This window comes from Streptomyces doebereineriae, from assembly GCF_031845645.1.
GTDB classification, from domain to species: Bacteria; Actinomycetota; Actinomycetes; order Streptomycetales; family Streptomycetaceae; genus Streptomyces; species Streptomyces canus.
In genome coordinates this window covers 191,594-214,503 of record NZ_JAVREZ010000008.1, presented here as the reverse complement: position 1 = coordinate 214,503, position 22,910 = coordinate 191,594, and the positions used below count along the sequence as shown (strand labels likewise).

At 70.0% G+C, this 22,910-nt stretch carries 19 protein-coding genes; 15 read left to right on the top strand and 4 right to left on the bottom strand.

Annotated elements, in window-relative coordinates; translation table 11 throughout:
- Positions 1–466 precede the first annotated feature (466 nt).
- The 8 genes from RNB18_RS24165 to RNB18_RS24130 all read left to right on the top strand — a co-directional run bounded on the left by RNB18_RS24165 (position 467) and on the right by RNB18_RS24130 (position 9,585).
- Positions 467–1,315 (top strand): MIP/aquaporin family protein, encoded by an 849-nt coding sequence (locus RNB18_RS24165; protein ID WP_311716201.1) that lies wholly within the window; start codon positions 467–469, stop codon positions 1,313–1,315.
- A 75-nt stretch (positions 1,316–1,390) separates the two neighbouring features.
- Positions 1,391–2,908, top strand: a complete 1,518-nt coding sequence (glpK, locus tag RNB18_RS24160) for a glycerol kinase GlpK (protein WP_311716200.1) — start codon at positions 1,391–1,393, stop codon at positions 2,906–2,908.
- Positions 2,909–2,990: 82 nt separating this feature from the next.
- A complete protein-coding gene (locus RNB18_RS24155) occupies positions 2,991–4,703 on the top strand; it encodes a glycerol-3-phosphate dehydrogenase/oxidase (protein WP_311716199.1) in 1,713 nt (570 codons plus the stop codon).
- A gap of 470 nt (positions 4,704–5,173) precedes the next feature.
- A complete protein-coding gene (locus tag RNB18_RS24150; protein ID WP_311716198.1) occupies positions 5,174–6,220 on the top strand; it encodes a glycosyl hydrolase 53 family protein in 1,047 nt (348 codons plus the stop codon).
- Between the two features lie 14 nt (positions 6,221–6,234).
- Entirely contained in the window at positions 6,235–7,575 is a 1,341-nt protein-coding gene (locus RNB18_RS24145; protein ID WP_311716197.1) for a right-handed parallel beta-helix repeat-containing protein, read from the top strand.
- An 88-nt stretch (positions 7,576–7,663) separates the two neighbouring features.
- Complete coding sequence (locus RNB18_RS24140) at positions 7,664–7,819, top strand: hypothetical protein (protein WP_311716196.1); 156 nt, start codon at positions 7,664–7,666, stop codon at positions 7,817–7,819.
- Between the two features lie 323 nt (positions 7,820–8,142).
- On the top strand, positions 8,143–8,982 hold the full coding sequence (locus tag RNB18_RS24135) for a pectate lyase (protein ID WP_394817663.1): 840 nt from the start codon (positions 8,143–8,145) through the stop codon (positions 8,980–8,982).
- Between the two features lie 96 nt (positions 8,983–9,078).
- Positions 9,079–9,585 (top strand): MarR family winged helix-turn-helix transcriptional regulator, encoded by a 507-nt coding sequence (locus RNB18_RS24130; RefSeq protein ID WP_311716194.1) that lies wholly within the window; start codon positions 9,079–9,081, stop codon positions 9,583–9,585.
- 178 nt (positions 9,586–9,763) lie between these two features.
- Here RNB18_RS24130 and RNB18_RS24125 read toward each other — a convergent pair whose 3' ends face one another.
- Complete coding sequence (locus RNB18_RS24125; protein ID WP_311716193.1) at positions 9,764–11,824, bottom strand: acyltransferase; 2,061 nt, start codon at positions 11,822–11,824, stop codon at positions 9,764–9,766.
- 133 nt (positions 11,825–11,957) lie between these two features.
- On the opposite strand from RNB18_RS24125, the gene RNB18_RS24120 reads away from it, so the two are divergent.
- Positions 11,958–12,620: an NUDIX domain-containing protein gene (locus RNB18_RS24120; protein ID WP_311716192.1), complete on the top strand. Its 663-nt coding sequence runs from the start codon at positions 11,958–11,960 to the stop codon at positions 12,618–12,620.
- A gap of 87 nt (positions 12,621–12,707) precedes the next feature.
- On the top strand, positions 12,708–13,691 hold the full coding sequence (locus RNB18_RS24115; RefSeq protein WP_311716191.1) for an aldo/keto reductase: 984 nt from the start codon (positions 12,708–12,710) through the stop codon (positions 13,689–13,691).
- A gap of 18 nt (positions 13,692–13,709) precedes the next feature.
- Here RNB18_RS24115 and RNB18_RS24110 read toward each other — a convergent pair whose 3' ends face one another.
- The 3 genes from RNB18_RS24110 to iolC all read right to left on the bottom strand — a co-directional run bounded on the left by RNB18_RS24110 (position 13,710) and on the right by iolC (position 17,600).
- Positions 13,710–14,495, bottom strand: a complete 786-nt coding sequence (locus RNB18_RS24110; protein ID WP_311716190.1) for a GntR family transcriptional regulator — start codon at positions 14,493–14,495, stop codon at positions 13,710–13,712.
- Positions 14,496–14,530: 35 nt separating this feature from the next.
- Positions 14,531–16,405 carry a 3D-(3,5/4)-trihydroxycyclohexane-1,2-dione acylhydrolase (decyclizing) gene (gene iolD / locus RNB18_RS24105; protein WP_311716189.1) on the bottom strand — a complete coding sequence of 625 codons (1,875 nt, stop codon included), beginning with the start codon at positions 16,403–16,405 and terminating at the stop codon, positions 14,531–14,533.
- A 217-nt stretch (positions 16,406–16,622) separates the two neighbouring features.
- Positions 16,623–17,600, bottom strand: a complete 978-nt coding sequence (gene iolC / locus RNB18_RS24100) for a 5-dehydro-2-deoxygluconokinase (RefSeq protein ID WP_311716188.1) — start codon at positions 17,598–17,600, stop codon at positions 16,623–16,625.
- 294 nt (positions 17,601–17,894) lie between these two features.
- Here iolC and RNB18_RS24095 point away from each other — a divergent pair, with 294 nt between their 5' ends.
- The 5 genes from RNB18_RS24095 to RNB18_RS24075 are packed head-to-tail and all read left to right on the top strand — an operon-like array spanning position 17,895 to position 22,852.
- The gene (locus tag RNB18_RS24095; protein ID WP_057610284.1) at positions 17,895–18,914 is read left to right on the top strand and encodes a sugar ABC transporter substrate-binding protein; all 1,020 of its coding nucleotides are present in this window, start codon (positions 17,895–17,897) and stop codon (positions 18,912–18,914) included.
- On the top strand, positions 18,914–19,993 hold the full coding sequence (locus RNB18_RS24090) for an ABC transporter permease (protein ID WP_311716187.1): 1,080 nt from the start codon (positions 18,914–18,916) through the stop codon (positions 19,991–19,993). Before RNB18_RS24095 ends, RNB18_RS24090 begins: the two co-directional genes overlap by 1 nt.
- Positions 19,994–20,000: 7 nt before the next feature.
- Entirely contained in the window at positions 20,001–20,918 is a 918-nt protein-coding gene (locus tag RNB18_RS24085) for an ATP-binding cassette domain-containing protein (RefSeq protein WP_311716186.1), read from the top strand.
- A 1-nt stretch (position 20,919) separates the two neighbouring features.
- Positions 20,920–21,822 carry a sugar phosphate isomerase/epimerase family protein gene (locus RNB18_RS24080; RefSeq protein ID WP_311716185.1) on the top strand — a complete coding sequence of 301 codons (903 nt, stop codon included), beginning with the start codon at positions 20,920–20,922 and terminating at the stop codon, positions 21,820–21,822.
- Positions 21,823–21,832: 10 nt separating this feature from the next.
- Positions 21,833–22,852 carry a Gfo/Idh/MocA family protein gene (locus tag RNB18_RS24075; protein ID WP_311716184.1) on the top strand — a complete coding sequence of 340 codons (1,020 nt, stop codon included), beginning with the start codon at positions 21,833–21,835 and terminating at the stop codon, positions 22,850–22,852.
- The last annotated feature ends 58 nt before the right edge of the window (positions 22,853–22,910 follow it).

Below are 22,910 nucleotides of genomic sequence, written 5' to 3'. Positions count from 1 at the left end.
GGAACCCGTCTGCGTTCGTCGCGTCAACATCGGCGCCCAAGTTGTCTGCACCGCCGAACGCTTCCACCAATGTGCGGCCGTCCCGCGCGCACGGCGCGGCGACGTGTGCGCGAAGCCGTCGGCCGCGGGGCTGCGGACCCCGGGTCAGCCGGACCATTGGCGCCGGCATCCCCTTCCGTCTGGTCAGGGGTCCGAGGGCGATATCCGGTTCGAGCGCCCAAGGCGCATTGGCAGCCACGTGTCGGCCGGTGCTCGTGAGCCGGTGGAGAGAGCGGCGGTCGCGGTCGCAGCGGAGCATGAATGACAGCCCCAGGCATCTCCTGATGACGGCGGGCGGACTTCCGCTCCCTGGCCGGGCAGCGGGCAGTATCGCCTCGCGCGCATGACTCTGGACGGTCTTACACTGACCTGTGGAGTACTCGGGGCAGTCGACGGCCGGTCCTTGGCCGGCGGGAAGCGGGCACCCATGGCTGAGCGACTCAAGAGATCAGGACTGGTCGGCGAGCTTTCAGCGGAATTCGCCGGCACGATGATCCTCATCCTTTTCGGTTGTGGTGTGGTGGCTCAGGTCGTGGCCGGCGGGGCCCTCACGACCCCGGCGGGCGGCCTGGGAAACCACGACAGCATCGCCTGGGCCTGGGGCCTCGGCGTCACCCTGGGTGTGTATGTCGCGGCGAGACTGAGCGGTGCTCACCTCAATCCCGCGGTGACCGTCGCGTTGGCGGCGTTCAAGGGTTTCCCGTGGAGCAAAGTCGCTCCCTACGCGCTGGCACAGACGGCCGGCGCCTTCGTGGCAGCCCTGATCGTCCGGTGGAACTACACCGAGGCGCTGGCGAAGGCGGATCCCACCCACACGATCAAGACACAGGGCGTGTTCTCCACGCTGCCCGCCAACGGCAACCCGAACCTGCCGGTCAGCGATTGGGGCGCACTCCGCGACCAGATCATCGGCACCGCGATCCTGCTGCTGCTGATCCTCGCGGTCACGGACCTGCTCAACACGCCCCCCGGCGCCAACCTGGCGCCGTTCATCGTCGGCCTGATCGTCGTGGCCATCGGTATGGCCTGGGGCACCAACGCGGGTTACGCGATCAACCCGGCACGCGACTTCGGTCCCCGGCTGGCCAGCTTCTTCACCGGGTACGGCGGAGCGTGGCGAGATCAGTACGGGCACTTGTACTTCTGGGTGCCGATCGTCGGCCCGCTGATCGGAGGTCTGCTGGGAGCGGGCCTGTACAAGTTCTTCATCGGCCGGTTCCTGCCGACCGCCGAGCCGGAGCCCGCCGGACGGGTACCGGCCCCGGACGAGAGCTGACACGAGAGCTGACCGGCTTCCGGGGTTGCCGTGATCCGGCTGCCCCCGGGAGCGCCCAAGGAGAGGCGGCATCCCATGGCGGACTTCGTCGGCGCGGTGGACCAGGGGACCACCAGCACCCGTTTCATGATCTTCGACCATGCCGGCAACGAGGTGGCGAGGCACCAGCTGGAGCACTCACAGATCCTCCCGCGCTCGGGGTGGGTCGAACACGACCCGGTGGAGATCTGGGAGCGCACCAACTCGGTGATCCAGAACGCGCTCCGGCACGGAAACCTCTCGCCGGAGGACCTGGCGGCCATCGGTATCACCAACCAACGGGAGACGACGGTCGTTTGGGACCCGCGCAACGGCCGCCCCTACTACAACGCCATCGTCTGGCAGGACACCCGTACCGACTCCATCGCGGCGGCGCTGGACCGCTCGGGCCAGGGCGACGTCATCCGCCGCAAGGCAGGGCTGCCGCCGGCCACGTACTTCTCCGGCGGCAAGATCCAGTGGATCCTGGAGAACGTCGACGGAGTCCGCGAGGCGGCCGAGCAGGGCCATGCCCTCTTCGGCAACACCGACTCCTGGGTGCTGTGGAACCTGACGGGCGGCCCCGACGGCGGCGTCCACGCCACCGACGTGACCAATGCCAGCCGCACCATGCTGATGGACCTGGAGACCCTCGACTGGGACGACGAGTTGCTGGGCTTCTTCGGCGTTCCCCGGGCGATGCTGCCGACCATCAGCCCGTCCTCCCACCGGGAGGCGTTCGGACAGACCCGTACGTCCCGGCCGCTGCGGGCCGCCATCCCCATCACCGGGGTGCTCGGCGACCAGCAGGCAGCCACCGTCGGGCAGGTCTGCTACGCGCCGGGCGAAGCCAAGAACACCTACGGCACCGGCAACTTCCTGGTGCTCAACACCGGCACGGAACTGGTGCGGTCCCAGCACGGCCTCCTGACAACCGTGGCGTACCAGTTCGGCGACAGCCCGGCGATCTACGCCCTCGAAGGCTCCATCGCCGTCACCGGCTCCGCGGTGCAATGGCTGCGCGACCAGCTGAAGATCATCAATGACGCCGCCGAGAGCGAACGCCTGGCACGTACCGTCGAGGACAATGGCGGGATCTACTTCGTCCCCGCCTTCTCCGGCCTGTTCGCCCCGTACTGGCGTTCCGACGCCCGCGGCGCGATCGTCGGCCTCGCCCGGTACAACGACGGCGGCCACCTGGCGCGGGCCGCCCTGGAAGCCATCTGCTATCAAAGCCGCGACGTGGTGGAAGCCATGGAGCAGGACTCCGGCGTCCACCTCGACGTGCTCAAGGTCGACGGCGGTGTGACGGCCAACGACCTGTGCATGCAGATCCAGGCCGACGTCCTCGGCGTCCCGGTCAGCCGCCCGGTCGTCGCCGAGACCACCGCGCTCGGCGCCGCCTACGCCGCCGGTCTGGCCACCGGTTTCTGGCGGGACACGGACGAACTGCGCACTCACTGGCAGGAGTCCAAGCGCTGGGAGCCCCAGTGGTCCGAGGAGCAGCGTCAGGAAGGATACGCGGGCTGGAAGAAGGCGGTGGAGCGCACGCTCGACTGGGCCAAGGTCGAATAGGTACCGGCCGGGAGCGACCGAACGGGGCCGCGCGAGCCGCGTGCGCGGCCCCCACCCGCACCCGCTGCACGAGGAGGACACCATGACGAACCCGGTGGCTCTCTCGCCCGGGGCACGCGCGGAGGCCCTCGTCCGACTGGGAGAGGGTGAGCTCGACGTCCTCGTCGTCGGGGGCGGCGTGGTCGGCGCCGGCGCGGCCCTGGACGCCGCCACCCGGGGCCTGAGAGTCGGCCTGGTCGAAGCCCGGGACTGGGCCTCGGGCACGTCCAGCCGTTCCAGCAAGCTCATCCACGGCGGCCTGCGCTACCTGGAGATGCTGGACTTCCGGCTCGTCGCCGAAGCCCTGAAGGAACGCGGACTCCTGCTTCAGTTCCTGGCCCCTCATCTGGTGCGTCCGGTGAAGTTCCTCTACCCCCTGCGACACAGGATCCGGGAGCGTCCGTACGTCGGCGCCGGCGTGTTGCTGTACGACACCATGGCCGCGGCCTCCGGTACCTCCAGAGGTCTGCCCCACCACCGCCACCTGCTCAAGCGTCAAGCCCTGCACGAGGCGCCCGCACTGCGCTCCGACGCCCTGGTCGGCGCGATCCAGTACTGGGACGCCCAGGTCGACGACGCCCGGCACACCATGTTCCTCGTCCGCACGGCCGTCGCCTACGGAGCGCTGGCCGCCAACCGCACCCGTGTCAGCCGCTTCCTGCGGCAGGGCGAGCGGGTGGTGGGAGCCGCTGTCACGGATCTGGAGACCGGCGACGAGACAGAGGTGCGAGCCAAGCAGGTCATCAACGCGACCGGCGTGTGGACCGACGACACCCAGGCCCTCGCCGGCACACGCGGCCAGTTCCACGTCCGCGCCTCCAAGGGCGTACACCTGCTGGTCCCGCGTGACCGGATCAACTCCCGCACCGGGCTGATCCTCCGCACCGAGAAGAGCGTGCTGTTCGTCATCCCCTGGGGACGACACTGGATCATCGGGACCACCGACACCGACTGGACACTCGACAAGGCCCATCCCGCCCTCAGCTCCCAGGACGTCACCTACCTGCTGGAACACGTCAACAGCGTCCTGGCCACGCCTTTGGTCCCGGAGGATGTCGAAGGCGTCTACGCCGGTCTGCGTCCCCTCCTGTCCGGCGAGGCCGCGGAAACCAGCAAACTGTCACGGGAGCACCTGGTCGCCCACCCGGTACCCGGTCTCGTCGTGGTGGCGGGCGGCAAGTACACGACCTATCGGGTGATGGCCAAGGACGCGGTCGACGAGGCGGCCCGCGGCCTGGACGAGAAAGTGCCCGACTGCATCACGCAACGCGTTCCGCTGCTCGGCGCCGACGGCTATCCGGCCCTCTGGAACTCCCGCCACAACCTCGCCGAGCGCTCCGGGCTGCATGTCGCCCGCGTCGAGCACCTGTTGAACCGCTACGGCTCCCTGGTGCACGAGCTGCTCGCCATGGTCGCAGCCGACTCCTCGCTCGGCGAGCCGTTGCCGAGCTCCGACGACTACCTGCGGGTCGAGGCCGTGTACGCGGTGATCCATGAGGGTGCCCTTCACCTGGAGGACGTGCTCGCCCGCCGTACCCGGATCTCCATCGAGTCCTGGGACCGTGGTGTGGACGCGGCGCAGACCGTTGTGGAACTGATGGCGCCTCACCTGGGGTGGGACCAGGCGCACCGGCACCGTGAGGTCGACCACTACCTGAAGCGGGTGGCCGCCGAACGCGAGGCCCAGCAGCAGCCGGACGACCAGACCGCCGACGCGGTGCGGCTCGGCGCCCCCGACATCATTCCGGTGCACTGAGTAGGCGTTCGAGTATGTCCGGTTCGTCGGAGCCCAGGGATCGACAGGCGGCCGCGACCTGGAGGAGCCAGGCGATCGCCTTGTGCGGGGGATGCGTCCGCCGACGTACGTTCGAGTGTGGCGGGGAGTCCCGGATGGCAAAGGCGCGGTGGGCGCCGTCGAGGGGCGCCGGGGGCGAGGAGGCCGCATAAGCGTCCGGGCGGGCGGTCGCGGCGGCCGCCGTGAGGATCAGTCGGCGGCGCGAGGCGGGCCATCAGGAAGGGTTCCCCCGAGGTGTGCCTGAGGACGGCTTTCGCTGCAGTGGCAACCTCCCCGAGGCGGGCGGCGACCTACAGGCGAAGTTCCGGACGGCTCCCGCCCCGGTACCGGTCGGCAAGCGGCTCGGCCCGCCGGCGGGAGGCGTTCCGTACCGCCTCACCCCCACCCGGACCGCCGCGCGGTCCGGATCCGACGAACCGAGGAACCCCCACATGACCGAGACCGAACGAACCGAGCCTTCCGGCTTACGGCGGCGCAGTGTCCTGCTCGGCGCGGTCGCCGGCGCCGGCGCGCTCGCCCTGGGCGCAGGCCCCCTGGCTACCCCGGCGCAGGCCGCGTCCTTCGTCAAGGGCGCGGATGTCAGCTGGCTGCCGCAGATGGAGGCGCAGGGCTACTCCTGGAACAACAGCGCCGGAGTGCGCCAGGACCTGTTCACCATCCTCAAGGGCTACGGCATCACCGCGATCAGTCTGCGGACCTGGGTCAACCCGTCCAGCGATCCGGCCAACGGGCACTGCTCCATCGAGGAGACGGCTCAGCTGGCGAAGCGCGCCAAGGACGCCGGTATGCAGGTCCTCATCGGCTTCCACTTCGGCGACACCTGGAACTCGGTCGGGGTGCAGAACCCGCCGGCGGCCTGGGCGAGCATGACCTACGGCCAGATGCTCGACGCCATGTACGACTACGTGTACCACGCGTGCAACATCATCAAGTACTACGGCGTCACACCGGCCTGGGTGAAGATCGGCAACGAGACAAACTCCGGCATCTGCAAGCCGGTCGGCAGCATCAGCCGCCCCGCCCAGATGACCGGCCTGCTGAACGCGGCGTACGACATGTCCAAGCAGGTCTTCCCGAGCACGCCGGTACTGGTGCACCTGGCGCAGCCGCAGAACCTGGCCGGCGTCCAGAACTTCCTCAACGCCTACCGGGACAACGGCGGAAGGTGGGACATCACCGGCCTGTCCTCGTACGCGCAGGGCGGCAACGTGCCCGCCGTGCTGGCCAACATGCAGACCATCCAGTCCGGTTACGGCAAGCCGGTCATGCAGGTGGAGTACGGCGGGCCGGTCGGCAAGCCCACCCAGGTGCGCGACTCGCTGCGGGCGTTCGTCTCCGGGCTGCAGGGCTTCGGCGGCCTCGGCACCTTCTTCTGGGAGCCCGAGGGCTACCCCTCGTTCAACGCCTACAACAGCTCGGCCTGGGACGAGAGCACACGGCGGCCCACGGCGGCCATGGACGGATTCCTCAACGGGTGAACCAGGAGTCAGCGATGAGTTCTGCCAAGTATGTCGGGCGTGCCCTGCTGATCTCGGCGGTCACCCTGAGCCCCTTCGCGACCCCCGCCGGTTCGGCGGCCGTGAGCAACACAGCGGCGGCGACCGCCTATTACGTGGCCCCAGGCGGCAACGACAGTGCCGCGGGAACGCAGGCCGCTCCCTGGGCGACGATCGCCCGTGCGCAGGCCGTGGCCCAGCCGGGCGACACCGTGTACTTCCGGGGCGGCACGTACCGCTACACCCGTGCGAACAGCGGCTGTACCAGCCAGACGGCCAGGGTCGACGCCATCACCCTGAACAAGAGCGGCAGTTCGGGAAGCCCGATCCGCTACTGGGCCTACCCGGGGGAGAAGCCGGTGTTCGACTTCTCGGGCATGACGGACGACTGCCGGATCAAGGGCTTCGACGTCACCGGGAGCTGGCTTCACCTCAAGGGTCTGGAGGTCACCGGGGTCCGCCAGAACAACAACCTCAACCACGAGTCCTGGGGCATCTGGATCTCGGGCAGCAACAACACCTTCGAGCAGATCGACACCCACCACCACATGGGGCCCGGCCTGTTCATCCAGAACGGCGGCGGCAACCTCGTCCTCAACTCCGACGCGCACGACAACTACGACACCAACTCCTCCAACGGCGCCGGGGAGAACGCCGACGGGTTCGGCGCGCACATCTCGGCGGGCAATCCCGGGAACGTGTTCCGGAGCTGCCGCGCGTGGTGGAATGCCGACGACGGCTTCGACCTCATCAGCGCATACTCGTCCGTGACCATCGAGAACTCCTGGGCGTGGCGCAACGGGTACCAGCCGGGAACGACCACCGCGGCCGGCAACGGAACCGGCTTCAAGACGGGCGGCTACGGTGGCGACTACGACGCCGGCGCCGTCAAGCACACCGTCCGCACGTCGGTGGCCTTCCTCAACAGGGCGTCCGGCTTCTACGCCAACCACCACCCGGTCGCCAACGACTACTTCAACAACACGGGTTACGGCAATCACCCCGACTTCAACATGCTGGGAGTCGACTCCGGCGGCGCCGCCGTCGGCCGGGGCAACCTGCGCAACAACCTCGCCTACACCGGCACGCTGACGTCGAACATGACCGGCACGAGTGCCGCGAACAACTCGTGGAACCTGGGCGTCGCCCTGTCGGACGCGCAGTTCCAGAGCGTGTCGACGTCCGGCTGGGACGCGTCCCGCCAGTCCGACGGGAGCCTGCCGGTGCTGCCCAACCTCCGGCCCACGGCCAACAGCACCTTGATCGACAAAGGCGTGAACGTCGGGCTGCCGTACAAGGGGCAGGCGCCGGATCTCGGTGCCTTCGAGATCTCCTGAACCGAGTGCCGTCCCCGGCCAGCCGCCGCTGACGAGCGCGCCGGCATCGCGAACCCCCGATCCGTTCGCGTTGTCAGCGGCGGCTGCCATGAGGGCTCGGGCGAACATCCTGATGGACCCCGGCAACTCGTACCTGTGCGTCGTTCCGGAGCGGGGGAAGGGCGACGGCAAGGCGTTCCTGCTCGCCGACGACACGAAGATCACGGACCCGACCATCCTCGCGCAGCTCGGGCGGCGTGCCTGAACCCACGCGAGTGATCGACTTTTTCGCGATCGACGGCAACCCCGGTGCGGCGGGCGGCGACTAGGGGGCAGGAGCATCCCCACTGCCTCCGCCGAACGTCCCGATTCGCGAACGAGAGTCACCACATGGGCACCAGAGGAACCGCGCGCAAGCCGCACCGCAAGAAGCCCACCCGCCACCGAGGCCTGCTGATCGGCGCGCTGGCCACGATCCTGGTCGGCGGTGCCGTCACCGGCGGTGTGCTGCTGACGACGTCCGGCTCCGGGCCGCGCGCGGGCACCTACCGGCTGGGCGGTGCCACGGGGACGGGCTCCCCGCCGCCCATGACCGCGTCCCCTTCCCCGTCGTCCTCCGCATCCCCATCTCCGTCCGTATCTCCGTCTGCTTCGAGGACGTCGGCCTCCCCGCGGGCCTCCGCATCGGCGACGAAGAGCGCTTCCACACCCGCGACTACCACGTCCACCGCCGGATTCGCGGCCTGGCCCACGCCCACCGGCGAGAAGGCGGTCGCCACCACCATCGAGGTCTCCGGCACCTACGACGGCACCCTCAAGCGCTTCTACGGCTCCGGCGACCTGGGCAGCGACAGCCAGGACGAGGACCAGGGCCCGCTCTTCGAACTCGCCGACGGGGCGACGCTGAAGAACGTCATCCTCGGCTCCCCGGCCGCCGACGGCGTGCACTGCCTGGGCAGCTGCACCCTGAAGAACGTGTGGTGGCAGGACGTCGGCGAGGACGCGGCGACCTTCAAGGGCACCTCGGCCTCCGCGACGTACGTCGTCGACGGCGGCGGTGCGCGGGAGGCGGACGACAAGGTCTTCCAGCACAACGGCGCCGGAACCCTGACCATCAGGAACTTCCAGGTGGCCGACTTCGGCAAGCTCTACCGCTCGTGCGGCAACTGCAGGACGCAGTACGAACGCCATGTCGTCATCAGCAATGTGAAGGTCACCGGGCCCGGCAAGGACATCGCGGGCGTCAACGCCAACTACGGTGACACGGCCACCCTCTCGGGCGTGACCATCGTCGGGGACAGCAGTAGGAAGATCACCGTCTGCGAACGCTTCCAGGGCAATTCGTCGGGGGCCGAACCGTCCTCACTGGGCACCGGGGCGGACGGTACGCACTGCAGGTACAGCGCGTCCGGCATCACCTACCGGTGACGGCCACGCCCTCGCCCGGGCGGGCCGGCGAGGGCGGGCGTGCGGCCGTAGACCTGGTGATTGAAGCTTAAAACGGGGCGTGAGTAGGGTGACCCCATGAACGCGACGCCACGCTGGCTGGACGCCGACGAACAGCGGGCCTGGATGGCATACGTCGAATTCTCGACGCTCCTCGGCGATTACCTGAACCGCCAGTTGAGGCGCGACGCCGGGACGACCCACGCCGACTACACCCTGCTGGCCCAGCTCTCCTCGGCCCCCGACCAGGTCCTCGGCATGTCCGAGCTGGCCAGGCGCCTGAAGATCACCCGCAGTCGGCTCACCCACGCGGTGAACCGGCTGGCCGAGGCCGGCCTCGTGGACCGCCGTGAGGACCCCGCGGACGGGCGCGGCCAGCTCGCCGTCCTCACCGACGAGGGCATGACCCTGCTGGAACAGGCGGCTCCCGGGCACGTCGAAGCGGTACGCCGGGCGGTCTTCGACGCGCTCAGCCGGGAGCAGGTGCGCCAACTCGCCGAGATCGGGGAGGCGATCGGGGAGGCGTTGCACGGGGTGGAGAGTGCGGAGGCGGATCCGGCGGTGCTGCCTTGGCGGCGGCGCTGAGGAAGGGCGGGGCGGTGCTCAAGCCTGACCGGCTCGGTGCTGAGTCGGGCGGGCGGGGTGGGAGGGAGTTCGGAGGGGCTGTCGGATCGGCGGGGCGGGCTGATGTCCTGTCGGGTGGGCCGGTGTCCCCGCGCTTCCGGTGCCCTGCCGGATCGGTGGGCCCCGGCGCCCCGCCGGTTCAACTCAGGCCCGCGATTCCCTGTCGGGCCGGTTCTGGGCGGTGGATGCCGCGGGGGCGGTAACCCAGTTCGCCGGAGCGGCCCAGCAGGTCGGCGAGGTACCAGACGATGGCAAGCCACATCTCCGTGCCCTGGAGCCCGGGCTCGGGTCCGGGGCCGGCGGCGCCCGGGCCGAAGCCGAAGCCCCGGCCGTCCTGCCAGCGCGGCAGGACCGTGGTCAGCTTCCGTTCGGCCCACTCGTGGATCTCGCCGGAGCGGTAGCCGTCGCCGCCCCGCCCGAGCTGCTGGGTGCACAGCCACAGGGGATGGGCGACGTCAAGCACATTGCAGGCGTTCTCCCGGCCGGGACCGAAATGCCGGGTGTCGCGCGCGTGGTCCAGGACCGCGTCCACGACCCGTTCCGGATACGGCACCGGCAGCCCGAACTGCGCGAACGAACCCCGCGTCAGCCGGTAGTAGCCGTTGACCACCTGGAGTCGGCCCTCCTCGGCAGAGGGGCTGCCCCACATCCCGGTCCAGGGATCGGCCCTGGTCAGCAGCCAGCCGAACAGCGACTCGGGCGTCCCGTGGTCGTCGCTGCCGTCGTCGTGCCGAAGGTTCCAATGGGCGGCAGTGGCAAGGCTGTCGATCCAGGCACCTGCGCCCCACGCGCCCGTGCGCCAGGGCAAAGCCTCCAGTCGTGCAACGAGTTGACGTACCGTCATGTCCCGTACACCGCGCACCGGATGGGGGAGCCCGGGGCCCAGCAGATCGAGGGCATAGCCCACGCACAGCACGTGGTAGAGCGACGCTCCCTCCCCGATGAATCCGTCGGCGTCCGCCACCGGCAGCGGCTCGCCGAACTCCGGCACGAGCCCGCTCTTCGGATCCTGCAGCCCGCTCAGCCGCCCGATGTGCTCCTCGGCGGACAAGTGCTCCGGCGCCACCCCGAGCAGCAGGTCGGCGATCTCCACGGCGTCGCAGTGAGCCCGCACGGTGGGAGCGGCGCCGGGCCGATCGGCGTACCGCTCACCGTCCCAGCAACGGTCGAGGAGTCCGGCAGCCTGATCCCGGGCGGCGTCGGCGAAGACAGCCAGGGCGGCTGCGCGGGGGTCGGGCGCAGGACGGGTCGCAGGGGTACGGCCGCCCCCTGGCCGTATCCCTGGCAGATCCGCCACCTCAGCACCCCCGGCCGCAGCCGCCTGGGTGTCGGCTGCCGCCGCGGGGTGGGGTGTGGGGTGGGTGGTAGGGGTGCGGCTGTCTTCCGGCCGTCTTCCCGGCGCGGCCGCAGCCGCAGCCGCCTCGGCACCCGCTGCCCCCGCCACCTGCACCCCCTGCCGATCGCGCGGCGCCCGCTCCGGATCGCCGGCGGTCACGGCCGCGGGCTCGGCGTCGGGTGCCGGGCGGTTCGGCGGCGTACGGCTGTCATCCGGACGTATCCCTGACACAGACACAGCCGCAGCCGCAGCCGCAGCCGCAGCCGGATCCACCTCCGCCGTCCCCGTCCCCCGCACCTCCCGCCGGTCCCGCAGCACCCTCGCAGGATTTCCCGCGGCCACCGACCACGCCGGCAGACTTCTCGTGACCACCGCTCCCGCCCCGATCACACAGTGATCGCCGATGGTCACGCCGTCCACGACGATCACATGCGAGCCGATCCAGACGTCGTCGCCGACCCGGATGCCCCGGCTGGTGAGCGGCTGGCGGAAGACGGGCCGGTCGGGAGCCATGGAGTGGTTGAAGCCGAGCAGTGAGGTGTGGGCACCGATGCGTACGCCCTGACCGAGGACGACGTTCCCCCGCACCGTGGTGAAAGGGTTGAGCGTGCAGTGGGAGCCGGTGTCCAGCTCCCCGGTGACATAGGCGTGCGCGGCGATGTACGAGTCGTCGCCGAGCCGCAGCCGGTCCGGGAACACCGCCGCGGACTCGGCGACGTAACACCGCTCCCCGATCCCGGTGTCGCCGCCGACGGCCCGCTGCACCTCCCGCTGCGCGGCGCGCTGTTCTTCGGTCGCCTCGTCGGCGAAGAGCCAGGGGCAGTGGTCGAAGTGCCGTACGGACGGCTGCGACGGATGATCCATACGAGCACGCTAAGCAGCGCGGGGCCCGCCGGGGAAGGGGTGCCGTGCGCGACGCGGCCCGCCCCGGAATGGTAGAAGCGGTCATGACCAACTCGCACTTCTCCCGCTCCTCCTCCCGTCCGGCAGGTGTCCGATGACCGAGGGCATCGACACCCCCGACCACCGGGGCCGCACCGGACTCGACCGCACCGGCCTGGACCTGACCGGCAACCCGCGCGTCAAGGTCCGCGATGTGAAACTGCTGTCCAGTCACTGGTACGTCGAGCGGGCCACGACCTTCGACATCCAGCACGCCGACGGGAGCTGGAGCACTCAGCAGCGCGAGACCCACGACCGTGGCAACGGCGCCACCATGCTGCTGTACGACACGGAACGCGAAACCGTCCTGCTCACCCGCCAGTTCCGCTTCCCGGTGTATGTCAACGGACACCCCGACGGACTGCTGATCGAGACCCCGGGCGGTCTGCTCGACGACGATGACGAGCACCCCGAGATCGCCGTACGGCGCGAGGTCGTCGAGGAGACCGGGCACACCATCGGCGAGGTCCGGCACGTCTTCGACGTCTACATGAGCCCCGGTTCGGTCACCGAGCGCGTCAGCTTCTACGCCGCCGAGTACGCCCCGTCGACCCGCACGCACGAGGGCGGCGGCCTCGACGAGGAGGGCGAGGACATCGAGATCCTCGAACTGCCCTTCCGCAGGGCCCTGGAGATGATCCGTACCGGGGAGATCGCCGATGCCAAGACCATCATGCTGCTCCAGTGGGCGGCCCTGGAGGGCCCGTTCGCCAAGTGAGCACGCAGGCCCTTGACTTGAAGTGCGCTTCAAGATGAAGACTCCCGTGTGTGCCCCGAAGACGGGTACACACGGGAGGAAATCATCATGAAGTACCGCACCATCGGCACCGATCCGGCGACCCGTCGTGAGGTCAGTGTCCTCGCGCTCGGCGCGATGCTGTTCGGCTCACGGACCGACGAGGAGACCTCCTTCGCCGTCCTCGACCGCTATGTCGAGGCCGGCGGCACCTTCATCGACACGTCCGACAACTACGCCTTCTGGGAGGACGGCGGCCAGGGCGGCCAGAGCGAGGAACTGCTCGGCCGGTGGCGGCGCAGCCGCGGCGTCGGAGACGAGATCGTCATCGCCACGAAGCTCGGCGCCCGGCCCCTGGCGCCCGGCACGAGCTACGTCGACAACGCGGAGGGACTGTCGGCGAAGGTGATCCGGGAGTCCGCGGAACGCAGCCGGGAACGCCTGGGTGTGTCGAAGCTGGACCTGCTCTACGCGCACATCGAGGACCACGAGGTCCCGCTCCAGGAAACAGTGGAGGGATTCGGCGAACTGGTCGCCGAGGGCACGGTGGGCCTGCTGGGCGTGAGCAACCACGCGGTGTGGCGGGTGGAACGGGCCCGCGCCCTGGCGGCCGCGGCCGGACTTCCCGGCTACGAGGTCCTCCAGTACGCCCACAGCCACCTGCGCCCCCGCACCGACGTCCCCGATCCCCTCTTCCCCGACGGCAGCCTCGGCCACGCGGGCGCGGACCTGCTGAGCTACCTGCGCGCGGAGCCCGGCCTCACCCTTGTCGCGTACTCACCCCTCCTGAAGGGCGCCTACACCCACCCGGACCGTCTCCCCGCCGACTTCGACCACTCGGGCACGCCGGCTCGTCTGAAGGCTCTGACCGAGGTGGCCAAGGAGACGGGCGCGACCGTCAACCAGGTCGTCCTGTCCTGGCAGGCAGGCGGTGACCTGCCGATCGTCCCGCTGGTCGGGATGTCGTCCGTGGCCCAGCTGGAGGAGAACCTGGCGGCGATGGATCTGGAGCTCACGGAGGAGCAGCGGGCGCGGTTGGACTCGGCGTACTGATGCGCTCGCCGTGCACGGTCAGGGTCTGACCAGGAGCCGGAAGTCAAAGGCGTACCGCGACGCCCGGTAGATGTGGGTGCCGTACTCGACCACGCGGCCGGTGTCGTCGTAGGCCGTGCGTTGCATGGTCAGGACCGCCGCGCCCGCCTGTTCGTCGAGGCGGGCGGCCTCCTCCGCGGTGGCGGAGCGGGCGCCGATGGTCTGGCGGGCGCTGTGCAGGGTGATGCCGGCGGTGCGCAGCATGCGGTAGAGGCCGGTGGCCTCCAGGCGGTCGCTGTCGAGGTGGAGGAGGCCGGTGGGCAGGTAGTTGCAGAGAAGGGCCACGGGCTGGCCGTGGGTCAGGCGCAGGCGCTCGAGCGCCGTGACCTCACTGCCCTCCGGGACCGCCAGCGCCGCCGCCACGTCCGCCGATGCCAGGACGGTCTCGTTGCGGACCACCCGGGTGGCCGGACCCTGCCCGGCCGCCTCCAGGTCGTCGTAGAGGCTGCTGAGCTCCAGGGGTCGCTTGACCTGGCTGTGCACCACCTGCGTGCCCACCCCGCGCCTGCGGACCAGCAGGCCCTTCTCCACCAGGGTCTGGATGGCCTGGCGGACGGTCGGACGGGACAGGCCGAGGCGGATCGAGAGGTCGATCTCGTTGCCCAGGAGGTTTCCCGGGGCGAGCTTCCCGTGCTCGATCGCCTCCTCCAGCTGCCGGGCGAGCTGGTAGTACAGCGGCACCGGACTGCCCCGGTCCAGGGCGAAGTCCAGGGAGTCGAGCGCGGGGGCGGTCGCGGCACGTGACGTGTCGCCGGGCTTCGCCATGGGGGTACCTCCCTCAAAGGGTCGGGGGCGGGTTGTCAGAGGTGGGTGCGGCGAGCGGCTGCCTGACGGTCGTACTCCGTCCTCGCCGCTACGGCGGCCTCGCGCGACGCCGTCTGCGCCACCGGCACGTCCCACCAGGCCTCTGCCGGGGGAGCGGTCGGGGTCGCGGTGTCCGTCTCGACGTAGACGCAGGTCGGCCGGTCCGAGGCGCGGGCCGTGGCCAGGGCCTCGCGCAGCTCCCGTACGGTCTTGGCGCGCAGCACGTCCATGCCGAGGCTCGCCGCGTTCGCGGCCAGGTCGACCGGGAGCGGGGCCCCGCTGAAGGTGCCGTCGGCCGCCCGGTAGCGGTAGGCGGTGCCGAACCGCTCGCCGCCCACCGACTCCGACAGGCCGCCGATCGAGGCGTAGCCGTGGTTCTGGATGAGGACCAGGTTGATCGGCAGGCCCTCCTGGACGGCGGTGACGAGTTCCGTCGGCATCATCAGGTAGGTGCCGTCGCCGACCAGCGCCCACACCGGGGTGTCCGGGGTCGCCTGCTGCACGCCGATCGCGGCCGGGATCTCGTAGCCCATGCAGGAGTAGCCGTACTCCAGGTGGTACTGGCGGGGGCTTCGGGCCCGCCACAGTTTGTGCAGGTCGCCGGGGAGCGAGCCGGCCGCGTTGATCACCACGTCCTCGTCGCCGACTACCGCGTCCAGCGCGCCCAGCAGCTGGGTCTGGGTCGGTACCGCGTTCTCGTCCGCGGCTTCGAAGGCCCGGGTCACGACCCGTTCCCAGCGCTCCTTGCCCGCCCCGTACTCGGCCTCGTAGGCCGCGTTCACGCGGTGGCCCTCCAGTGCCGACGTGAGCGCCTCCAGACCCGCTCGCGCGTCGCACACGACCGTCCGTGCGGCCAGCTTGTGGGCGTCGAAGGAGGTGATGTTCAGGTTGAGGAAGCGGACGTCCGGGTTCTGGAAGAGGGTGCCGGAGGCGGTGGTGAAGTCGGAGTAGCGCGTGCCCACGCCGATGACCAGGTCCGCGGTGCGCGCGAGGTCGTCGGCGACCGCCGTACCGGTGTGGCCGATGCCGCCCAGGTCGGCGGGGTGGTCGTGGCGCAGGGAGCCCTTGCCCGCCTGGGTGGAGGTGACGGGGATGCCGGTGGCGTCCGCGAAGGCCTTCAACGCCTCCTCGGCCTCGCTGTGGTGGATCCCTCCGCCCGCCACGATCAGCGGGCGCGCGGCCCCCAGGATCGCCCGCACCGCCTCCGCCAGCTCCACCGGGTCGGGCGCGGGACGCCGTACCCGCCACACCCGCTCGGCGAAGAACTCCTCCGGCCAGTCGTACGCCTCCGCCTGCACGTCCTGGGGGAGGGCGAGGGTGACCGCGCCGGTCTCGGCCGGGTCGGCGAGGACCCGCATGGCCTGGAGGGCGGCGGGGATCAGGGCCTCGGGGCGGTGGATGCGGTCGAAGTAGCGGGACACCGGGCGCAGGGTGTCGTTCACCGACACGTCCGCCTCCGTCGGATGCTCCAGCTGCTGGAGGAGCGGGTCGGCGGCGCGGGTGGCGAAGTAGTCGCCGGGCAGGAGCAGGACCGGGAGGCGGTTGATCGTCGCCAGGGCCGCGCCGGTGACCAGGTTCGTGGCGCCGGGTCCGATCGATGTCGTGACCGCCTGGGCCGACAGGCGGTTCAGCTGGCGGGCGTGGCCGACGGCCGCGTGGACCATCGCCTGCTCGTTGCGGCCCTGGTGGAACGGCATCGCGTCCTCACCCGCCTCCAGGAGGGCCTGCCCGATGCCGGCCACGTTGCCGTGGCCGAAGATGCCCCAGGTCCCGGCGATCAGCCGGTGCCGCAGGCCGTCCCGCTCCGTGTACTGGACGGACAGGAACCGCACGAGGGCTTGGGCGACGGTCAGGCGGGTGGTGCTGCTCATCAGGACTTCTCCGGTGTGCCGTGTAGAGGGGGAGGCGGTGGCGGCGGGCTGGTCGGGGTGGGCGCGGATCAGCCGGGCGCGCCGCGACGTCGAGGTGGTACGGGGAGTGGCGGGGCCTGGCCACGGGCGGGGGCCCGGAACCGTTCGCCGCCGGGTGCCGGGATCGTCGTACGGCGATCCCGTGGCCCGTGCGCGAAGCCGCTGACGGGCGGGCCGGTCACGGCGCGACGCCGTTCAGGAGACCGTCGACCTCCGCCTGCGTCGGCATCGCGGAGGAGCAGGCGAGGCTGGCGGCGACATGCGCGCCGGCCGCGTTGGCGTACCGGACGGTCCGCTCCAGCTCCCAGCCGGACAGCAGCCCGTGGCACAGCGAGCCTCCGAAGGCGTCGCCGGCGCCGAGGCCGTTGACGACCTCGACCGGGACCGGCGGGACCTCGGCGGTCGTGCCGTCGCGGTGCACCGCGAGGACGCCCTTGGGGCCCTGCTTCACCACGGCGAGCTCCACACCGGCCGCCAGCAGGGCCTCGGCGCACGCCCGGGGTTCACGCTCCCCGGTGGCGATCTCGCACTCGTCGAGGTTGCCGACCGCGACGGTCGCGTGCCGCAGGGCCTCAGCGTAGTACGGGCGGGCTTCGTCGGGGTCGGCCCAGGCCGTCTCACTCCACAGCTCGGGCCGCCAGTCGAGGTCGAAGACCGTGGTGCCCGCCCTGTCGCGGCACTTCAGGGCGGCGAGCGTGGCCGAGCGGCTCGGCTCCTCGCTCAGACCCGTGCCGGTGATCCAGAAGATCCGGGCCGCGCGGATGGCGAAATAGTCGAGCTCGTCGGTGTGTATCTCCAGGTCGGGAGCCTTGGGACGGCGGTAGAAGTACAGCGGGAAGTCGTCCGGCGGGAAGATCTCGCAGAAGGTGACCGGGGTCGGGTAGGCCGCCACGGGAGTCACCCAGCGGTTGTCGACGCCGAACTCCGTGAGGGTCTGGTGGAGATACGTGCCGAAGGGGTCCGCTCCGGTGCGGGTGATGACCGCGGTGGAGCGGCCGAGCCGGGACGCGGCGACCGCGACGTTGGCGGCCGACCCCCCGAGGAACTTGCCGAAGGACCGGACCTGCGCCAGAGGCACCCCCGACTGCTGCGGGTAGAGATCAACTCCGATACGGCCCATACTGATCACGTCGAACTGCTGGACTGGCTCGACCATGCGCGACGCTCCTCGATCCGACCTGGGGACGGACGGGCCCTACGGGCCCGTTGCTTCCCCAGGTGTAGGACTCGAAGGGCGACGCTGTCAATAGTTTGTACTTACATTCGGACCTGCTTGTGAAATGATGTCTTAACAAAGTATTGACAGCGGGCGCGCTCGGGGATTGGATTCCGTCCCAACGCAACTGCCGTGATGTCGCGGCACTCGACCCGGAACTCCCGAGGTCCCGGGCCATGAATCCCACCCCCTTTCCCGACGTTCTCCCCGTCGCACAGTGAGGTGCAAGGAAAGATGGACCGCTCTTCTCTCTCCCGTTCGCGGAGATTCGCTCCCGCCGTGGCCCTGGCTGCGGCCGCGGCCCTGACGCTCGCCGGCTGCTCCAGCAGCTCGGGCGGCAAGAAGTCCGAGGAGAGCGCGGACGGCGCCTCCGCGGGCAAGGCCACGACCCCCCGGATGACCATCGCGCTGGTGACCCACCAGTCGCCCGGCGACACCTTCTGGGACATCGTCCGCAAGGGCGCCCAGGCCGCCGCCAACAAGGACAACGTCAAGCTGGTCTACTCGGCCGACCCGAGCGCGGCCAACCAGGCCAACCTGGTCCAGAACGCCATCGACCAGAAGGTCGACGGCATCGCGATCACCCTCGCCAAGCCGGATGCCCTCAAGGACGTCGTCGCCAAGGCGAAGGCGGCCGGCATACCCGTCGTCGGCCTCAACTCCGGTGTCAGCGACTGGCAGAAGCTCGGCCTGATGGAGTTCTTCGGCCAGGACGAGTCCGTGGCCGGCGAGGCACTCGGCAAGCGGCTGAACGAGGCCGGCGCCAAGAACGCCGTCTGTGTCATCCAGGAGCAGGGCAACATCGGCCTGACCCAGCGCTGCGACGGTGTGAAGAAGACCTTCACCGGCAAGCTGCAGACGCTGAACGTCAACGGCACCGACATGCCGTCCGTGAAGTCGACGATCACCGCCAAGCTCACGCAGGACAAGTCCATCGACTACGTCGTCACCCTCGGTGCGCCCTTCGCGCTGACCGCGGTGCAGTCGGCGTCCGACGCGGGCAGCAAGGCCAAGATCGCCACGTTCGACCTCAACAAGGACCTGACGGGCGCCATCAGCAAGGGCACCATCGAGTTCGCCGTCGACCAGCAGCCCTACCTCCAGGGCTACCTGGCCATCGACTCGCTGTGGCTCTACAAGAACAACGGCAACTACATGGGCGGTGGCGAGCAGCCGGTGCTGACCGGCCCGGCCTTCGTCGACAAGTCCAACGTCGACGCGGTGGCTGCGTTCGCCGCGAAGGGCACCAGGTGATGGGTATGACCCAGCACGCCGAGCCGGCGGTGACCTCACCGCCGGCCTCCGGCCCGGGCAAGGTCAAGGACGGCCGGACCGCGGAACGACCGCTCGCGTTGCGTCTGTTGGCGCGTCCCGAGGTCGGTGTGTTCCTGGGTGCGGTGGCGGTGTGGGTGTTCTTCCTGATCGCCGCTCCGCCGGTGCGGGACGGCAGTTCGATGGCGAACATCCTGTACCAGTCGTCCACCATCGGGATCATGGCGTTGCCGGTGGCGCTGCTGATGATCGGCGGCGAGTTCGACCTGTCGGCGGGTGTCGCGGTGATCACCTCCGCGCTGACGGCGAGCATGTTCGCCTTCCAGCTGACGCTGAACGTGTGGGCGGGCGTCGTGGTGGCGCTGCTGGTGTCGCTGGCGATCGGGTTCCTCAACGGCTGGCTGGTGGTCAGGACCGGCTTGCCCAGCTTCCTGATCACGCTCGGCACGTTCTTGATCCTGCAGGGCGTCAACCTGGCGGTGACCAAGCTGGTGACCGGCAATGTGGCCACCGACGACATCAGCACCATGGACGGCTTCGACCAGGCCAAGAAGGTCTTCGCGAGCTCGTTCGACGTGGGCGGCGTCCAGGTCAAGATCACGATTGTGTACTGGCTGGTGTTCGCCGCGATCGCCACCTGGGTGCTGCTGCGCACCCGGTACGGCAACTGGGTCTTCGCGGTGGGCGGCAACAAGGACTCCGCGCGGGCGGTGGGTGTGCCCGTCACCTTCACGAAGATCTCCCTGTTCATGCTGGTCGGCTTCGGGGCCTGGTTCGTCGGCATGCACAACCTGTTCTCCTTCAACACCGTGCAGTCCGGCGAGGGCGTCGGCCAGGAACTGATCTACATCTCCGCGGCGGTGATCGGCGGCTGTCTGCTGACCGGCGGCGCGGGCTCCGCGATCGGTCCGGTCTTCGGCGCCTTCATGTTCGGCATGGTCCAGCAGGGCATCGTCTACGCCGGCTGGAACCCGGACTGGTTCAAGGCCTTCCTCGGCGTGATGCTGCTCGGCGCCGTCATGATCAATCTGTGGGTCAGCCGCACCGCGACCCGGAGGTAACCGCGCTATGACCACTGAAGAATCCGGCACCCACGGCGCCATCCTCACCGACGCTCCCGACCCGGCCGGCGGTGACGGGGCGATCGTCGAGCTGCGCAACGCGGGCAAGTCCTACGGCAACATCCGCGCCCTGCACGGGGTCAGCCTGAAGGTGCACCCCAGCCAGGTCACCTGCGTACTGGGCGACAACGGCGCCGGCAAGTCCACCCTCATCAAGATCATCTCCGGCCTGCACCAGCACACCGAGGGCGAGTTCCTCGTCGACAACACCTCGGTACGGTTCTCCACCCCGCGCGAGGCCCTCGACAAGGGCATCGCCACCGTCTACCAGGACCTTGCCGTGGTCCCGCTGATGCCGGTATGGCGCAACTTCTTCCTCGGCTCCGAGATGACCAAGGGCCCCTGGCCGGTCCGCCGTCTGGACATCGAGAAGATGAAGAAGACCGCCGACCACGAACTGCGCGAGATGGGCATCGTCCTCGACGACCTCGAACAGCCCATCGGCACCCTCTCCGGCGGCCAGCGCCAGTGCGTGGCCATCGCCCGCGCCGTCTACTTCGGCGCCCGCGTCCTCATCCTGGACGAGCCCACCGCCGCACTGGGTGTGAAGCAGTCCGGTGTGGTGCTGAAGTACGTGGCCGCGGCCCGCGACCGGGGTCTTGGGGTCATCTTCATCACCCACAACCCGCACCACGCCTACATGGTCGGCGACCACTTCAGCGTGCTGCGCCTGGGCACCATGGAACTGTCCGCCTCCCGCGACCAGATCACCCTGGAGGAGCTGACCAACCACATGGCAGGCGGCGCCGAACTCGCCGCACTCAAACACGAGTTGAGCCAGGTCCGCGGCGTCGACACCGAAGCACTCCCCGAGGAGCAGGACCTCACCGCACCCGTGGCCGCCACCGGCGAGGGGAAGTCCTGACATGGCGGCCCCACTCGACCGTATCCGCGTCGGCTCGGCCCCGGACTCCTGGGGCGTCTGGTTCCCCGACGACCCGGTGCAGGTGCCGTGGGAACGCTTCCTGGACGAGGTCGCCGAGGCGGGCTACTCCTGGATCGAGCTGGGGCCGTACGGCTATCTGCCGACCGACCCGGCCCGGCTGACCGAGGAGATCGCCCGGCGCGACCTCAAGGTCTCGGCGGGCACGGTCTTCACCGGGCTGCACCGCGGCCCCTCGGTCTGGGAGTCGACCTGGGCGCACGTCAGCCAGGTCGCCGCGCTCACCCAGGCCATGGGGGCCGGGCATCTCGTCGTCATCCCGTCCTTCTGGCGCGACGACAAGACCGCCGAGATCCTCGAGCCGCCGGAGCTGACCCACGAGCAGTGGGCGCACCTGACCAAGGGCATGGAACGGCTCGGCCACGAGGTGAAGGAGGCGTACGGCCTGGACATCGTCGTCCACCCGCACGCCGACACCCACCTCGACACCGAGGACCACGTCGAGCACTTCCTGGACTCGACGGACTCCGAGCTCGTCAACCTCTGTCTGGACACCGGGCACTACGCCTACTGCGGCGGCGACAGCGTCAAGCTCATCGAGACGTACGGCGAGCGCATCGGCTATCTCCACCTCAAGCAGGTCGACCCGGAGATCCTCGCGGACGTCGTCACGAACGAGGTGCCGTTCGGGCCGGCCGTCCAGCGCGGAGTGATGTGCGAACCGCCGTCCGGTGTACCCGAGTTGGAGCCGGTCCTGGTGGCGGCGCAGAAGCTCGGCGTGGAGCTGTTCGCCATCGTCGAGCAGGACATGTACCCGTGCGAGCCGGACAAGCCGCTGCCGATCGCGGTGCGCACCCGTAAGTTCCTGAGGTCCTGCGGCGCCTGAAGGGATGACCATGACCGAGCGAGCCACCCTGGGCGTCGCCGTCATCGGCACCGGCAAGATGGGCGCCGACCACGTCCGCCGTATCCATGAGGTCGTCAGCGGCGCCCGGGTGAGCGCCGTCGTGGACGTCGACGCGGAACGCGCCAAGACGATCGCCGCCCGCGTCGACGGCTGCACCGCCTACACCGACCCGGCCTCGGCGATGGCGGCAGCCGATGTCGACGCCGTCCTGATCGCCTCGCCTGGCCCCGCCCACGAGGCGGCACTCCTCCAGGCCTTCGAGCACGATCTGCCGGTGCTGTGCGAGAAGCCGCTCACCCCCGACGCGGCGTCCGCGCTGCGGGTCGTGGAGGCCGAGCAACGACTGGGCCGCAGACGTGCCCAAGTGGGCTTCATGCGGCGCTACGACACCGAGTACATGAAGCTCAAGTCCCTGCTGGAGACAGGCCAGTTGGGGCGGCCGCTCATGCTGCACAACCGGCACCGCAACGCCGCGAGCCCGCCCTTCTTCACCAGCTCCATGCTGATCAGCGACTCCGTGGCCCACGAGACCGACGTGACCCGCTGGCTGCTCGGGCACGAGATCACCGCGGTCACGGTAATGCGCCCGACGCCGTCCGCGAACGCCCCCGACGACCTCCAGGACCCGCAGTTCGTCGTCTTCGAGACCGACGGCGGCGCCCTCGCCGACGTCGAGATCTTCGTCAACTGCGGCTTCGGCTACCAGGTCCAGGCCGAGGCGGTCTGCGAACGCGGCACCGCCCGCATCGGCGACGGCCACGCCATGGTCACCAACATGGCAGGACGCTGGGGCGGCACCATCGCCCAGGACTTCGTCGAACGCTTCGCCGACGCCTACGACCGCGAGGTCCAGGCCTGGGTCGACGCCACCCGCCGCGGCGAGGTCACCGGCCCCAGCGTGTGGGACGGCTACGCGGCGGCCGCGGTGTGCGAGGCCGGCGTGAGGTCGCTGAACGAGGGCGGCCGGATGACCGTGGAACTCGTGGAACGGCCCGCCCTGTACGGCTGACTTCGCTCCGTACAGGCGGAGTTCGGCAAAGTTCCCCCGTGCTCGCTACGTACTCCGT

What these genes read in the sequence shown, in the direction of transcription:
- RNB18_RS24110 (WP_311716190.1), bottom strand. Translation starts at nt 14,495, where the DNA reads ATGGCGAAGCCCGGCGACACGTCACGTGCCGCGACCGCCCCCGCGCTC.
- iolC (WP_311716188.1), bottom strand. Translation starts at nt 17,600, where the DNA reads ATGGTCGAGCCAGTCCAGCAGTTCGACGTGATCAGTATGGGCCGTATC.
- RNB18_RS24155 (WP_311716199.1), top strand. Translation starts at nt 2,991, where the DNA reads ATGACGAACCCGGTGGCTCTCTCGCCCGGGGCACGCGCGGAGGCCCTC.
- RNB18_RS24140 (WP_311716196.1), top strand. Translation starts at nt 7,664, where the DNA reads ATGAGGGCTCGGGCGAACATCCTGATGGACCCCGGCAACTCGTACCTG.
- RNB18_RS24075 (WP_311716184.1), top strand. Translation starts at nt 21,833, where the DNA reads ATGACCGAGCGAGCCACCCTGGGCGTCGCCGTCATCGGCACCGGCAAG.
- RNB18_RS24135 (WP_394817663.1), top strand. Translation starts at nt 8,143, where the DNA reads ATGACCGCGTCCCCTTCCCCGTCGTCCTCCGCATCCCCATCTCCGTCC.
- RNB18_RS24125 (WP_311716193.1), bottom strand. Translation starts at nt 11,824, where the DNA reads ATGGATCATCCGTCGCAGCCGTCCGTACGGCACTTCGACCACTGCCCC.
- RNB18_RS24085 (WP_311716186.1), top strand. Translation starts at nt 20,001, where the DNA reads ATGACCACTGAAGAATCCGGCACCCACGGCGCCATCCTCACCGACGCT.
- iolD (WP_311716189.1), bottom strand. Translation starts at nt 16,405, where the DNA reads ATGAGCAGCACCACCCGCCTGACCGTCGCCCAAGCCCTCGTGCGGTTC.
- RNB18_RS24080 (WP_311716185.1), top strand. Translation starts at nt 20,920, where the DNA reads ATGGCGGCCCCACTCGACCGTATCCGCGTCGGCTCGGCCCCGGACTCC.
- RNB18_RS24150 (WP_311716198.1), top strand. Translation starts at nt 5,174, where the DNA reads ATGACCGAGACCGAACGAACCGAGCCTTCCGGCTTACGGCGGCGCAGT.
- RNB18_RS24130 (WP_311716194.1), top strand. Translation starts at nt 9,079, where the DNA reads ATGAACGCGACGCCACGCTGGCTGGACGCCGACGAACAGCGGGCCTGG.
- RNB18_RS24165 (WP_311716201.1), top strand. Translation starts at nt 467, where the DNA reads ATGGCTGAGCGACTCAAGAGATCAGGACTGGTCGGCGAGCTTTCAGCG.
- glpK (WP_311716200.1), top strand. Translation starts at nt 1,391, where the DNA reads ATGGCGGACTTCGTCGGCGCGGTGGACCAGGGGACCACCAGCACCCGT.
- RNB18_RS24095 (WP_057610284.1), top strand. Translation starts at nt 17,895, where the DNA reads ATGGACCGCTCTTCTCTCTCCCGTTCGCGGAGATTCGCTCCCGCCGTG.
- RNB18_RS24145 (WP_311716197.1), top strand. Translation starts at nt 6,235, where the DNA reads ATGAGTTCTGCCAAGTATGTCGGGCGTGCCCTGCTGATCTCGGCGGTC.
- RNB18_RS24115 (WP_311716191.1), top strand. Translation starts at nt 12,708, where the DNA reads ATGAAGTACCGCACCATCGGCACCGATCCGGCGACCCGTCGTGAGGTC.
- RNB18_RS24120 (WP_311716192.1), top strand. Translation starts at nt 11,958, where the DNA reads ATGACCGAGGGCATCGACACCCCCGACCACCGGGGCCGCACCGGACTC.
- RNB18_RS24090 (WP_311716187.1), top strand. Translation starts at nt 18,914, where the DNA reads ATGGGTATGACCCAGCACGCCGAGCCGGCGGTGACCTCACCGCCGGCC.